The organism is Phycisphaeraceae bacterium, from assembly GCA_020639155.1.
Classification (GTDB): domain Bacteria; phylum Planctomycetota; class Phycisphaerae; order Phycisphaerales; family UBA1924; genus JACKHF01.
Map to the genome: position 1 here is coordinate 346,943 of JACKHF010000001.1, position 13,361 is coordinate 360,303.

Here is a 13,361-nt window from a genome sequence, read left to right on the forward strand (position 1 = left end):
GCGTTGGAATATGCTCAGCGTATGGCTGACAACTCCAAAGCGTCATCACAGACCCAACCAGTGCTGCTCGCTGTGGCAGTGGGAAACACCCGCACTGCTGCTGGTGTTTTTATCGGCAATCAACTCGATCGTTCCGAACGATGGGTAAATGCTGAAACACCCAACCCCGCCGACCGACTCGCCGACCTGGTTTCAAGGTCTGGCACACGAGCCGCCGCAGTCGCATCGGTGAATGAACCCGTTGCAAAGACTGTCTGCGATGCGCTTGGCACACTGCTCCCAGCAGACCCGGGCGTATTTCGGATTGGTACCGATCTGCCCATCGAGATACCCCACAATCTGAAGGATGCATCGACAGTCGGGCAGGATCGGCTGCTCTGCGCACTCGGCGCATACTCACGAGCACGTCAGGCGTGCATTGTTGTCGACACCGGTACTGCGGTCACTATCAACTTTGTTGATGGCGAGGGCACATTCCATGGTGGTGCAATCCTGCCGGGACTGGGCATGATGCTGCGATCACTCCACACGAGCACCGCGGCAATCCCAGACATCAGCCCATGCCATGAGCCCGACGCAGCAACACCGTGGGGTAGGGACACGGCCGATGCGATTGCAGTCGGCGTACGTGCTGCCATTGTCGGTGCCGTCCACGAACTCGTCATGAAGTATGCTGAGCATTACGAGGGGTACCCGCAGGTCGTTGCAACCGGTGGCGACGCTGTGCGGTTGTTCTCAAATGACGATGTGGTCGAGCACATCGTGCCCGACCTGCAACTGCTTGGTATCAAAGCGGTGTGCGATGTCGCGCTGGCGGGGGAAGAGGAAGTTTCGTCGTAAATAAGAAAGCCTCACCGACCAGTAAGATCGGTGAGGCGATATGTGATGTATGAGTTTCTACCTCAGCGTCGACGGCGCGTCGCAACCAGACCGAGACCAGCAAACCCGGCGAACGTCGCGGGCGCAGGAACGACTGTAATGTGCCCCGTGTTACCAGACGTACCCGGGAATGTGCCATCAAGACGCACATGGAACCCGAACCGATCGACCTCATTCGCATCAAACGCATCGAAGTTGAACACAAGCGTTGTTGACGCTGTCAATCCGGTGTTGGGATTGGTCTTCCAGCCTGCAATGCCGCCAGCGCTGGCATTGTTCTCGTTCTCGTTCCACACGCTGAATGAAGATGTGGACGTACCGAGCAGGTCGTTGGTATCCGCCAACGCCCAGAATCCGAAGAGATCTGTAATGTTGTATGTGGAGCCGCCCACCGAGAATGTTGGACTCGAACTCACCGAGACCTCGAACGAGGTTGCAGTCAGTTGTGTCACAGACACGCCCGCGATGGCATCAACGGAAAGGAACGAACTGCGGGTCTGCGCAGAGGCAGCGGTCGTTCCACCAAGCAGCGCAACCAGCGCGCTGCACAGCAGTGCATTGCTCGTCTTCATCTATACTCTCCTCAGAACGCTGTCAGGCGTCCGTAGATGCAATATATCACCAGAAAGCGGGATGCCAAAGTAAAAACGCTCTGCAGGTGCACACTCAATACAACCAATGAGCAGAATTATGTTTATTGGACATGTAGTCGTGTGCTATTCGGACCTGCACTAACACACAAGCATCAGTTTGCAGATTCAAACTCATTCAGCTTGTCTGCAGCATCCGCAAATGCAAAGTCCTTCATGGTGATGCCGTTTGCATCATGCGTTGAGAGCGACAATGTAACCTTGTTGTACCTGATGAGAATGTCGGGATGATGCTGGACTCGCTCCGCTTCATCTGCAATCCGGTTGACAAACACCATCGCCTGGACAAAGTCATCGAACGCGTATGTTCGGCGGATCACGCCTGAAATCTCGTCCCAGTCTGCACGCTCATCCAGCGCGGACTGGATTGCCTTGTCATCGAGTTTGTCGAGTGCCTGGGTCATCATGACGGTTCCTCTGCCGTGGCCCCACCCACGGGTGTGTGTTTGCTCAGCAGATCGACCGGATGGCTCCCTCATCGCCAGCCGCCGATATGAAGCGAACACTGTACCCATATTCGCACCAAGTCCAGCCCGGTTTACAAACAATTTCCAAACGAATGCCCGCCAAGGAACACAAAACCCGCCTCGCACCGTCTCCGACGGGGGCACTCCATCTTGGGAATGCGCGAAGTTTTCTGATTAACTGGGCTATTGCCCGGCAGAGACACTGGAACATCATGTTGCGGATTGAGGATCTTGACACTCCGCGGACCAAGCCATGGGCGATGCAGCAGGCAATCGACGACCTTCAATGGCTGGGGATTGACTGGGATGGAGACCCCGTCACGCAGACAGCAGATCTAGCGCCCTACATCGAGGCAATGGACAAGCTTGCTGCACGCAGACTGGTCTATCCATGCGCACTGTCTCGAAATGAGATTTCACAAGCTGCGTCTGCACCCCAAGAGGGGTCACACGAACTGCTCTTTCCCGCATCACTGCGGATGGACGAATCGTTGCGCCCAAGCACATTCTCGCAGCACACGCCACCAAACTCGAGTGCACCATCTGCCATGGGATGGCGCTTTGTTGTCCACGACGTTGACGTCGGGTTCACCGATGTTATTGCAGGCACACAGTCATTCAACCCGAGCAACATCACCGGCGATTTCGTTGTCTGGACGAAGCAGGATCAGCCAGCGTACCAGCTTGCAGTTGTCGTCGATGACTACAGGCAGGGTATCACAGACGTGATCCGTGGTGACGACCTGCTGGAATCAACGAGTCGGCAGATCCTGCTTGGAATCGCTCTCGAGTACATCACAGCACCAGAAGATTCCATCCATTACTGGCATCTGCCTCTCGTAGTTGGTGCGGATGGCAGGCGACTGGCAAAGCGTCATGGCGATTCACGTCTCTCGATGTATCGCCAGAAAGGTGTCTCAGCCGAACGTGTCACGGGGCTGATAGCTGCGTGGAGCGGAGTTTTGCCCAGAACTGAGCCGAAACCAATGTCCGCAGCCGAGTTTCTTGTGCGATTTCGGTACGATAGAATGCCCCGCGACCGTGTGGTCTTTACACCACAGGACGAGCGCTGGCTGATAGGAGATGAATCATGACACGTGCAGCTCAGTCTTCAAGTAACATCAAGATCCGCATTGGTCTGCTACTCGTCGCGCTGGCAGCTGCTATTGGTGCTGTCATGACACTTTCAAACTGCCAAAGCGGGACCGTCACTACTGACAAGGTGACGTCGGTTCAGATCGCCGGGAAGCGATTCACGCTCGAACTGGCAACGAACGCTGATACACGTTTCCAGGGGTTGAGCAATCGTGATTTCATTGCCGACGACGGCGGCATGATCTTTGTGTTTCGATCGCCGTCTTCGCAGTCGTTTGTCATGCGCCACTGCCCCATTGACATTGACATCATGTATCTCGATTCCCGGGGGAAGATTCTCACGATGCATGAGATGACGGTGGAAGAGCCACAACGCGAGGGCGAGTCCGATGCCGAGTACAACGCTCGGCTGAAGAGATACCCAAGCCGATTCAGCAATGTGCAGTTTGTTATCGAACTTCGCGGCGGTCGGATGGCCGAAATCGGTGTCAAAGTAGGCGATCAGGTCACGTTGGACACTGGGAAGCTCAAGGACCTTGCATCCTAACCCGATCACTCTATATGCAGCGCGTGTTGTGCGCGTCGCACCAAGAGGATCAGACCTTGGGCAGAACACACAGGAACGCCGCACCGTCTTTCTGCGCATGTATCGCGGTATCGTCGTACACACCGCAGGTTGACCTGATCACTCGCTCGCTCGAGACGAATCTGGTGAACTGCTGGTCTGATGACGAGCAGTTGAGTCTTGTGCATTCGTCAATCGATGATGTGTTTTCTGCGCCCGAGTCCTCGGATCTGCTCTCGTGCCAACTCGTGTGCGTGTGTGATCCAGCACTTGATGCAAGCGAGATCAATCGATTGATGTCGCGTGTGCGCTCGCTCGACAGAGTATCGATCATGCTGTGTCATGCGCAGCATATCAACGCGATCTCGTGCGCTCACCCAAATGTGCTGCTGTTGCCCCTGGATACACCAGCAGAGCAACTAGCCTCTGCGATGCGCGGCACGAGTGCAGGACAGTCTCTCGTCGATGCAGTGCTGGCAGAACTTGCAATTGTGCAGTCGTCAACACAGGGCGCCGTCAGACACATGGAGCAGGTGAATGAGGAACTCCAACTCGCCGGCCAGATCCAGCAGGAGCTCATGCCCAAGGACCTCCCAGAGGTGGATGGTGCAGATATCGGCGTGCTTTTCCAGCCGGTCGGATTTGTGAGTGGTGATGTGTATGGCGTGCGAGAGGTTGCACCGGGCGTTGTCTGGTTCTTCCTTGCTGATGCGGTCGGCCACGGCATGCCTGCTGCGCTGCTTTCTGTGCTGATCTGCCGCGCGATGAACAAGGATGCGGATATCGCAGTCGCAAGTAAATCAAGCTACGAGGACTCACCAGCTGCGCGCATAGCACACTTGAATACTGAACTCTCATGCGCCGGAGCAGGGCGCGGCAGATTTGCGACAGCGATTGCAGGTTCGTTCGACGCGAACACGAACACACTCAAAATCGCGTGTGCTGGACATCCACCCGCGCTGCTTGCGGGTCTCGATGGCTCAAACGGCTACGTCAAAGAGGTGGATGCGGCAGGGCCGATGCTCGGCGTGTTCCCGGAAGCCCAATATGAGGATCTCACCCTGACACTCACTCCCGGGCAGTCGCTCCTTATTTACTCAGATGGGTTTGAAACCGCATTCCCTGACGACGAGGAAGCAAACAAGATTCAACGACGTGGCTCGCGAGAATATGTCAACCACTTTGCAAATCTTCCCTGGCCGACAAAGACTGATGGATGCCTGCAGAATGTCGTTAATGCGTTGCGAGGGATTGTGGGTGGGCACGCGGGCTCACTGCATCAGGCTGACGACCTGACAGCTCTCGTTATCGCGCCGAAGGCTGCTCAGCAGAGCAGAGCTGCTGCGTAAGCCCTACAACTCGTTATCGCCTGCGGCGCAATGCAAGCAAGCCTGTACAACCAAGCAAACCTGCTGTACCCGGAGCTGGTGTTTCGACAACACCGATGACAGTCACCGGTCGACCTGTCGCCACGTTTGTATGAATAAGAGCAAGAGCAGCTGTCAACTCACCACCTGCAGCGATGTTGACTGCATCAAACCCTGCATAGATACGCTTTGCGTTTGCGAGCGAATCAAATGGAACACCGGGCTCATTTGGCAACGACGGAATGATTGCGATGCCATCAAGCAAGCCTGTGTTGAGTTCTCCATTATCTTCTATAAGCGAGTTCGTAAAATAGTTGTGCGGATCTACCTGACCCACTGAAAGAGCCGTCCATTCGGTGTTGTGTGCAGCAGGCGTTCCACCGACAACCATAACAAACGCTTTAAGTTCGGTGTCAGGCCCGGTCCCCCACATCCAGATATCGAAGGTGCCTTGACCGCCGAATGGGATGCTGTCCCACAACCCATCCGGCTGCTGCCCGGCATAAGTAATCTCAACAAACACGTCCGCAGCAACACCGCATGTCAACGACATGACAAACGCACTACACACACACGCAAGACAACCAGAACGATGCCACATAATGTCAATCTCCTTCCCTGCCCACGATGATCCCAGTATACAACAAACACCGCATTTACAGCAAGAAAAATCGAAATACGAGTTATTTGAATGAATCCTAACTTAGGCACCCGGCAGATGCTTCTCAATCCAGTCGTCCTGGCGGAGTACGCTCGATCTGTTCCGACGCGAACGAGCCTCAGCGCGCCTTTGTGCGAACCGCCAGATGCGCGAGGAGAGTTTCCACAACGATGACTCGTGCGCCATCTCCTCGGATGTCATCCGTGAGCGGAGTCGCTGCCCGACGCGTGGCGCGTAAAGACGCATGAGGTCGTCGTCGAACGAGACAAATATCTGTGCGGATCCGGGATCACCCTGCCTGCCCGCGCGCCCGATGAACTGACGATCGATGCGTTTCGCGGTATGCATCTCGGTCAGCATGACGTGCAGCCCACCTGCCATGCGCGCAGCTTCATCGAGCTTGATGTCCGTCCCGCGACCTGCCATGTTTGTCGCGACTGTGATCGCGGGTCCCTCAGCACCGCCCGCTCGTCCTGCAAGCACAATCAGTTCCGCCTCTTCCTCGTCGTGATACGCGTTGAGCACACGATGAACCATCCCGCGTTCCTCGAGAAGACGAGACACATGCTCGGACGCTTCAATGGACCGCGTGCCGACAAGCACCGGTCTTCCTGACGCATTGACCTGCTCGATCGATTCCACGATCGCGTTCCACTTCGTCTTTGCATCGTTGAAAATGCGCATGGGCAACTGCTTGCGGATGAGTGGCTTGTTGGTTGGGATAACAACCACCGGCGTGCGATACACGTGCTCAATCTCGCCGGTTGCATCGGCAGCGGTACCCGTCATCCCCGCAAGGAACGGATAACTGCGAAAGAACCGCTGGAAGCTCATGCGAGCCATTGTCTCGCGATCGGCTGTAATCTCGACCTGCTCCTTCGCTTCGACCGCCTGGTGCAGTCCGTGCTCCCATGACCGATCTGCAAGGAACCGCCCCGTGTATTCATCCACGATCACAACGCGACCGTCAACAATCTGGTACTGATCGCCCCTGCGATAGCAATGGCGAGCTACCAGCGCCTGACGAACAAGCTCCTGCCCGCGCCGACGCGCACGGAAGATGGGTTCGTTTGTGCGTTCGAACATCTCGTCGCATCGCTGTTCGCCGCGTTTACGGAGTTCCGCCTTGCGACGAACGTGATCGATTGTGTAATCGGGCCCCTCATCAAGTTGTGCAGCCATGTGTGAAGCAGCACGATACACACCGGACATCGAATCGCCTTGTCGCGACTGCGCGATGATCAGTGGCACAACCCCCTCGTCGATCAGCACCGCATCCGCTTCATCAACGAGTGCGGCACGCAGTCCCGGCACCATCGGCCCCGCCTGCATGCCCTGCGGCGATCGCGCCATCAACGAGCGCCCCGACCACGCCGAGTCGATCTTGCGCAGACGGATCTGATCGCGCAGCCAGTCCGCTGTGATCTGCTTGGGCGTGCCATAGACAATGGAACGCGCGTACAACCCAAACCGCTCGTCCGGCGCTTGCTCCTGCTGGATAGCACCAACATTCAATCCACAACGGGCATAGATCGGCTTGCGGGATTCTGCGTCGCGACGCGCGAGGTAATCATTGACGGTGAGAATGTGCAGGTGCCTGCGCTGCCACGCAATAAGCACCGCAGCGATTGATCCCGTCAGCGTCTTGCCCTCGCCCGTAACCATCTCAACGACACGCCCGCGGGACATTGCAAGCGCAGCCATCAACTGCACGATGTACGCTTCCTCACCAATCTGTCTGCGAGCAACCTCTCGCACAAGCGCAAGCCCGTGGTGCAGTGTTTCCGTGTCCTGACGCTGACGAACGAACGTCTCTCGCACCGCCATCACAGCGTCATCAAGCGCAGCCTCAGACATCGCGTGCATCTTTGGTGCAAGAACAGCAACAGCTTCCGCTTCAGATCGAAGCTGCGCAATCGTGAACTGGCGCGCATCATTCCGCACCAGCAGACGTGTCGCGATCGCATCGATTCCATGGGAAAACTCGGGCCTGCGCCGTCTGCTGCGCAGCGATTCATGCAGAACGTTGTAGCGTGTGAGTGCCTGGGACATCGTTCACCTACAACTGAGCACGCCCCTGGACAAGCCGGCGCAGACGATCGGCCCATTGCGCGATCAACGGCTTGGGTTCGAGCGCAAAGCGCACGCGAACACGCTCGCCCGGCACGCCGAATGTCGCATCCGTATCTTCCGGGAGTTGCAGTTCGACAACGAAGTGTGGTCTGCGCGAGACAAGACCCGATTCCTGCGTCTGGTCGATCTCGATATCACCACCGCCCGCGTACCCGAGCGCCGCATGGCTCAACTGGCGGGTGCCGCCCTCAACGAATGTCACATCCGTGGTCCTGACCGACGATGACACATCGGCAAGCCTGCGCACAGAGGCGTTGATCTGGCCTTCCTCAATCCTGTGATCAAGAACTGGCAGCCATTGCGCGGTGGACATATCCGCAGCCACCTGCACGTTTTCTGTGTCAACAACCTCGCAGATGTGATCGCCCTGACTCAGGTACGAGCCAAGCAGCCGACCGGGGTCCGGCCCGATGACACGACCGGCGTGCGGCGCTCGCACAACGAGCTTCTCACGCAACCGATACAACGTATCGAGTTGCTGATTGATCGCATCGATGTATGTTTGGGCGACATCGATCGCTGCAGCACTGCGCGTTGCAATCGATCGCGTAATACTCTGGCGCTCGGCCAGCGAGCCCTCTGCGGAGGCGATCTCGCTGAGCAACTGCGGGCTCTCGCACACCAGCAGCACCTGGCCTGCCTCGACCCATTGCCCCGGCTCGACAAACACCTCTGTCACAAACCCGTTGCGTGAGCCAAAGAACACACCGGATCGGTGTTTCGATTCCACAATCCCGTTGGCATACCTTGCATCGGGCATCGGGATGATGCCCAGGACTGTTATCCCCAGAGCACCAATCACGAGCGATGTGCCCAGCCCGCGCATGCGATGGTCCGCAAGCTGCGGCGAGGATGACAGCCAGTGGATGAACTTGCCCGCAGGGAAGATGAACCACGATGCCATGGTCCATACTGCAAGCACAACACCGAGCCCAAACATCTTGCCCATGACGAACAACGTGATCGAAACAAACAGAAACACACGGTAGAGCAGCGACAGAATCCCAAACACAACAAGAATACGTCGCTCACTCGGCACGGTTGACGGCGGACGATCGTCCTTCAGCCGATACGCGTGCTTCTTGATCAGATGCTGGATCATCTGCTGCGAACGCTGCATGAGGTTCGGCACTTCGAGCAGATCCGAGAGGATGTAGTACCCGTCGAACTTCATGAGCGGGTTAGCGTTGAACAGCACTGTCGAGATGCTGGAGATGAACACGATGTTGTAGGCGATCTGATTGACCAGCCCGGTGGACTCATCGCCTCGCAATGTCATCGCCCAGACCCACGCTGCACCAGCTGCGATGGCAAGCTCAAATATCATGCCGCCCGCACCAACCGCCATGCGCTTCCACTTGCTGGGGAACGCCCAGCACGATGACGCATCGACATACGGCGACGGGAACAGCACAAGGATCATCACGCCCGTCTCGGGCACAAGCCCGCCGTAACGTTTGCAGATCACACCGTGCCCGGTCTCGTGGATGATCTTCGTGATCACAAAGACAATGGAAAGCCAGAACCAGTTGCTCGGCGCAATCGCGCTGTCAAACCCAGTGCTGAAACTGTCGAAGTTTGTCAGAAGCGGATAGATTGCTGCAAGCACCCACACCAGCCAGAACACAAAGCCAGTTTGGCCGATGAGCGGGCGGAACACGGGCTCCAGCTTTTCGAGAATCCAGTCAGGATTGAACAGCCGGATCTTGAAATACATGATACCCAGCGCCTTCTGGATCACCTGACCCTTCAGACGCTTGTTGGATCGTGTGAGCAGCTGCTCAACATCCGGCGTGTCTTCAACACGCAGAAGATTCGATGAGTACAACTGCCCGAGCAGTTCGACAACCTCGTTCTGCGTTGGCGCAGCATCGCCGTGACGTTCGAGCGCGTGCGTCCAGACCTCCTCGACCGTGCGCGCGCCGTCGAGCAGTCCAACCATCTCATACGCAACAGGGCTGAGGCGATAGAACTGATTGGACGTGGGATCATGCACCACGTGCCAGCGCCGACCGCGATAATGCTGGCGCGTGATCTGCACGTGCGAGCGCAGCGTGGGCGTCATGCGCGCAACGCGATGCCAGACCGGGCTGAATGTGGGACGCTCGCGTTCTCTCATTTACCACCACATCCACAGGCGGATGCGATTCCGCAATCTGCGAGTCACAATATCGATCAATGGACGGCGATCGGAATCAAGTTTCACGATCCCTTCAAGCCCGGGACGGAAGACGCTGCCCTGCGCCTCGTCAGCAAGCTTCGCGTAGACCTCAAAGACATTCTGTCCGTCGATCGGCTGTGCCGATGGAACCACACGCTCGACAACGATCGGCACGCGCTTGCCCGGCTGCGCCTTTGTTGCCATGTACCCGGTGACCTCACCCTCACGCGCGAGTCGATCATTCACGAGCTTGATGTCCTCGTCACGCACACGCGCCACGACACGAATGCCCTCAAGCTGCGCGATCTGGAACAACGGCTGCCCCTGCTGAAGTGTCTGGCCGACACTCGACGCAAGATCGCCCGCGATAATCGTGCCCGAGATCGGCGCACGAATTTCTGATCGTGAGAGATACTGGTTGATCACGTCGATCTGCGCGCGCGCCTGGGTTGCACGAGCGCGCGCCTGATCCTCATCGTCGAACTTACCAGCGTTGCGTGCCGCGTCGGCCTGTTTGTCCGCAAGCTCAAGATTCGCCATCGATTCAGCCAGGCGATCGAGCATCTCGGATGTGTCAAGCGTCGCGAGCAGATCACCCTCGACAACCTCAGCACCCGGCTCAATGCCATCGGGCAACACGGACAGAATCCCACCGAAAGGAACAGACACAACGCGTTCCTCGACAGGGCGCAGTTCCATTGGTGCTTCAACACGGTACGGTAGCGGCACAAGCGTCGCAAACAGCATGAACAGCCCTAGCGCGATCGCGCCGAGCTTCCACGCGGTGTGCTTTGGTCCCACTGCCCACGCCCCAACTTTCAACGATTCGTCCCACGCACGCAATGGCAGCACACGATCGTCACTCTTGCGAAGCACCAACACGGGCGACACAAGATCGAGCGTCGCCTGGATCATCTCGATGATCGTCGGCGAGACCTGTCCTTCGTGCGTTGATTCAATCGTGACAACACCAACAACACCATCATCGATGCGCAGTGGGATCGACGCGATCTTGAGCCGAGCATCAGCAGAGGCAAGCTCACGATGGGAATGAACGATTGCTCGACCGAGCAGCGCATCTCCACCCTCGCCCGTCTCGGGAGGCTGGGGATACACAACGGGTTGCTCCTGATCGAGGCACTCGTCCATCGCTGCTTCGATACGCTGGATGAGATTGGTGCGCCGATCAAGATGCTCGGTATCGCTCATCGCGACAGCGCGACAGGCCTGCCCTGCGTTAGCCTTGTTGCCAACGCTTGCTGCCCAGCCGATGGTGACACGATCTGCCCCGGCGTACCTGCTCAGATCATTTGCGACCTGCATACACGCGCCCTTGAACCCCTTGGCAGTGTTTATCGACGCGATAAGTCTGCCTGCGAGATCGAGCGCAGCGCTCGACTGCTTCGTGCGATTTGCCACCTGGCGCACAACGTGCGTATGCGCGTATCCAACAAGCGACTCGATCATTGCAAGGGTCGTGTGCAAGGCCTGCTGAGAACGGTTTTCGATCAGAATCGTGATAACAGCGCGATCGCCTATTGGCGCGGGCTGATTTGGCGCTTCAACGAGCGGGACCGAAACTGCAACAACCATGCCCTTTGGCGCATCGCTTGTGTAATACTCGGAGTTCTCTTCAAGCTTGAACACGCGCACGCTGCTGGAACCCGCTCCACTCGCAACTACGCGAGCCGCGATACGCTGATCATGGATTGCTTCGACCTGATCTGCAATCTCGTCCGGAACGCGCACACCAAGGTCCGGTTTCCCACCCATCTTCAGCATATGTTCAGCGGGCCAGATGAACATGAGCTCGGGCGCCTGCTCGTGGTCGGGCTCTGGGCTCTCCTGCGACATGGGAACGCGGAACAGGAGTGCAAGCCGCGCACTGGATACCCGCCCCAGCACTGACGCAAGCCGAGCAAGAAAGATGCGGTCATCCGGCGCAGGTGACGCAAGTTCTTCAACCACCCTGTTCCAGCCGGAAGCCTTGATGTTTGATACGTCGATCAACCCGCAATCTCTCCTGTATCCAGTCTGAACATATCAGTTCACGAGCGAAACTCAGTCACTGTCACATATTACACCAAGGCAGCGATTGTGCAGCCAAAACGCGTCGCAAACACTGTCACAACACAATCTTTGGTCCGCATGATGTGTCCGAACGACGTCCGGATTCTGCTCCAACGACCGAGTACCCGCTTTGGGTTATTCGCCACCAGCCCCAGCTGTTGTGTTCTCTGCAGCATAGATGCGCGCGGCCCACTCGCCCTGCGGCTCTGTGAACCTGACATACGCATCAAGACCAGCCGGCACGCTGAGCAGGTTCGGGAACTCGACGCGAATTGTCATCCGTCGGGCGGCAGACTCGATCACGGGATTGACCTCGGTCACCTTCCCCTTGATCACACGCAGTTCTCCCGGCACATCGAGCACAATCCACGCGGCGTCATCCTTCTTCAGGCCCAGCGAGAGCGCTTCGTTGCTCGGAACGAGCGCGAGCATGGTCAGCTTGCTCACATCAACAACCCGAATAACCGGATCTGCATGCGAGAGCACCTGTCCCTTGTCTACCTGCACCGCTGCGACGGTGCCATCAAACGGCGCTTTGAGGTGGTATGTCGCAAGCTGCGCTTCGAGTCGATCGAGCACAAGTTTCTGCTCTTCCATGCTCTCCTTTGCGGCTTCGTACGCAATCTGAGCGCCATCGCGTCGTGCCTTCGCAGCTTCCCACTCTGACGACTGTCCGCCCCCCTTCTGCCGAACAGTCTCCTCATTCTGGAACTCAATTTCGCGCAAATCAAGCTCGTTTTTGGCCGCTTGCACCTCGTAGGTGTTCACCACACGCCGACGCTGCAACTCAACCTGAGCGCGGATTTCTGAGTCAGTGGCGCGGACGAGCAGTTCGCCCTCCTTCACACTTTGCCCGACCTTCACCAGCACCTCTGCGATGTCGGTCGGGAAGTTGAATCCCATGGTCGTGTCATGATGAGGATCAGCAAATCCCCAGTATCCATCAAACGACTTCAGTTCCGGATTCGAAAGTGTCGCACTGCGATTCCGAGCCGGTGCTTCCGGTTGGGCAAATGCGATCATGCCCAGTGTTCCACTGCACAGCGTTGCACAAACGGCAAACGAGGTTAGACGTGAGCGTGATAGCAGTCTTTGCATGGTCTCTTCCTTCGGTGAGTTTCACTCTCACAATGCTTTGCCAATCCTTGGGTGAGATGAGAGTGGGTTCATTCTCTGCAATCAAAATGCGGGGAAACTCCGCATCGTTCCCTCCCACATTTTCGGAGCACTGCGGGATTGTTCCGGAACATCAGGACGCGCACGAACACATCGCCTGTCCAACGTCCTATATCTATGTGATTGCTCAGCTTCGA

Annotated in this window: 11 protein-coding genes; 4 read left to right on the forward strand and 7 right to left on the reverse strand. The window is 57.2% G+C overall.

The features are described from left to right. Positions 1–21 precede the first annotated feature (21 nt). On the forward strand, positions 22–840 hold the full coding sequence (locus tag H6815_01535) for a type III pantothenate kinase (GenBank protein ID MCB9859109.1): 819 nt from the start codon (positions 22–24) through the stop codon (positions 838–840). 62 nt (positions 841–902) lie between these two features. On the opposite strand, the gene H6815_01540 is transcribed toward H6815_01535, so the two are convergent. Together H6815_01540 and H6815_01545 are read right to left on the reverse strand one after the other, a co-directional pair. After that, complete coding sequence (locus H6815_01540; protein ID MCB9859110.1) at positions 903–1,451, reverse strand: hypothetical protein; 549 nt, start codon at positions 1,449–1,451, stop codon at positions 903–905. Positions 1,452–1,624: 173 nt separating this feature from the next. Then, positions 1,625–1,933: a 4a-hydroxytetrahydrobiopterin dehydratase gene (locus H6815_01545; protein ID MCB9859111.1), complete on the reverse strand. Its 309-nt coding sequence runs from the start codon at positions 1,931–1,933 to the stop codon at positions 1,625–1,627. Between the two features lie 155 nt (positions 1,934–2,088). Between H6815_01545 and H6815_01550 the strand changes: the two genes are divergently transcribed. Genes H6815_01550 through H6815_01560 form a run of 3 tightly spaced genes read left to right on the forward strand, consistent with a single transcriptional unit; the run spans position 2,089 to position 5,005 of the window. Further along, on the forward strand, positions 2,089–3,090 hold the full coding sequence (locus H6815_01550; protein MCB9859112.1) for a tRNA glutamyl-Q(34) synthetase GluQRS: 1,002 nt from the start codon (positions 2,089–2,091) through the stop codon (positions 3,088–3,090). Beyond that, positions 3,087–3,638, forward strand: a complete 552-nt coding sequence (locus H6815_01555) for a DUF192 domain-containing protein (GenBank protein MCB9859113.1) — start codon at positions 3,087–3,089, stop codon at positions 3,636–3,638. Before H6815_01550 ends, H6815_01555 begins: the two co-directional genes overlap by 4 nt. Before the next feature lie 56 nt (positions 3,639–3,694). Further along, positions 3,695–5,005: a SpoIIE family protein phosphatase gene (locus H6815_01560; GenBank protein ID MCB9859114.1), complete on the forward strand. Its 1,311-nt coding sequence runs from the start codon at positions 3,695–3,697 to the stop codon at positions 5,003–5,005. A 13-nt stretch (positions 5,006–5,018) separates the two neighbouring features. Here the strand turns inward: H6815_01560 and H6815_01565 are convergent, their stop codons facing one another. The 5 genes from H6815_01565 to H6815_01585 all read right to left on the reverse strand — a co-directional run bounded on the left by H6815_01565 (position 5,019) and on the right by H6815_01585 (position 13,071). Further along, complete coding sequence (locus tag H6815_01565; protein MCB9859115.1) at positions 5,019–5,624, reverse strand: hypothetical protein; 606 nt, start codon at positions 5,622–5,624, stop codon at positions 5,019–5,021. A 102-nt stretch (positions 5,625–5,726) separates the two neighbouring features. Beyond that, complete coding sequence (locus tag H6815_01570; GenBank protein MCB9859116.1) at positions 5,727–7,736, reverse strand: hypothetical protein; 2,010 nt, start codon at positions 7,734–7,736, stop codon at positions 5,727–5,729. A gap of 7 nt (positions 7,737–7,743) precedes the next feature. After that, the gene (locus H6815_01575) at positions 7,744–9,936 is read right to left on the reverse strand and encodes an efflux RND transporter periplasmic adaptor subunit (protein ID MCB9859117.1); all 2,193 of its coding nucleotides are present in this window, start codon (positions 9,934–9,936) and stop codon (positions 7,744–7,746) included. Beyond that, positions 9,937–11,988, reverse strand: coding sequence for an HlyD family efflux transporter periplasmic adaptor subunit (locus H6815_01580; GenBank protein MCB9859118.1), 2,052 nt, complete (start codon positions 11,986–11,988; stop codon positions 9,937–9,939). 195 nt (positions 11,989–12,183) lie between these two features. Next, a complete protein-coding gene (locus tag H6815_01585; protein MCB9859119.1) occupies positions 12,184–13,071 on the reverse strand; it encodes an efflux RND transporter periplasmic adaptor subunit in 888 nt (295 codons plus the stop codon). Positions 13,072–13,361: the final 290 nt, after the last annotated feature.

Excerpts from the sequence above, each read along its gene's own strand:
- H6815_01535 (MCB9859109.1), top strand. The coding sequence starts at position 22 with ATGGCTGACAACTCCAAAGCGTCATCACAGACCCAACCAGTGCTGCTC.
- H6815_01540 (MCB9859110.1), bottom strand. The coding sequence starts at position 1,451 with ATGAAGACGAGCAATGCACTGCTGTGCAGCGCGCTGGTTGCGCTGCTT.
- H6815_01545 (MCB9859111.1), bottom strand. The coding sequence starts at position 1,933 with ATGACCCAGGCACTCGACAAACTCGATGACAAGGCAATCCAGTCCGCG.
- H6815_01550 (MCB9859112.1), top strand. The coding sequence starts at position 2,089 with ATGCCCGCCAAGGAACACAAAACCCGCCTCGCACCGTCTCCGACGGGG.
- H6815_01555 (MCB9859113.1), top strand. The coding sequence starts at position 3,087 with ATGACACGTGCAGCTCAGTCTTCAAGTAACATCAAGATCCGCATTGGT.
- H6815_01565 (MCB9859115.1), bottom strand. The coding sequence starts at position 5,624 with ATGTGGCATCGTTCTGGTTGTCTTGCGTGTGTGTGTAGTGCGTTTGTC.
- H6815_01570 (MCB9859116.1), bottom strand. The coding sequence starts at position 7,736 with ATGTCCCAGGCACTCACACGCTACAACGTTCTGCATGAATCGCTGCGC.
- H6815_01575 (MCB9859117.1), bottom strand. The coding sequence starts at position 9,936 with ATGAGAGAACGCGAGCGTCCCACATTCAGCCCGGTCTGGCATCGCGTT.
- H6815_01585 (MCB9859119.1), bottom strand. The coding sequence starts at position 13,071 with ATGATCGCATTTGCCCAACCGGAAGCACCGGCTCGGAATCGCAGTGCG.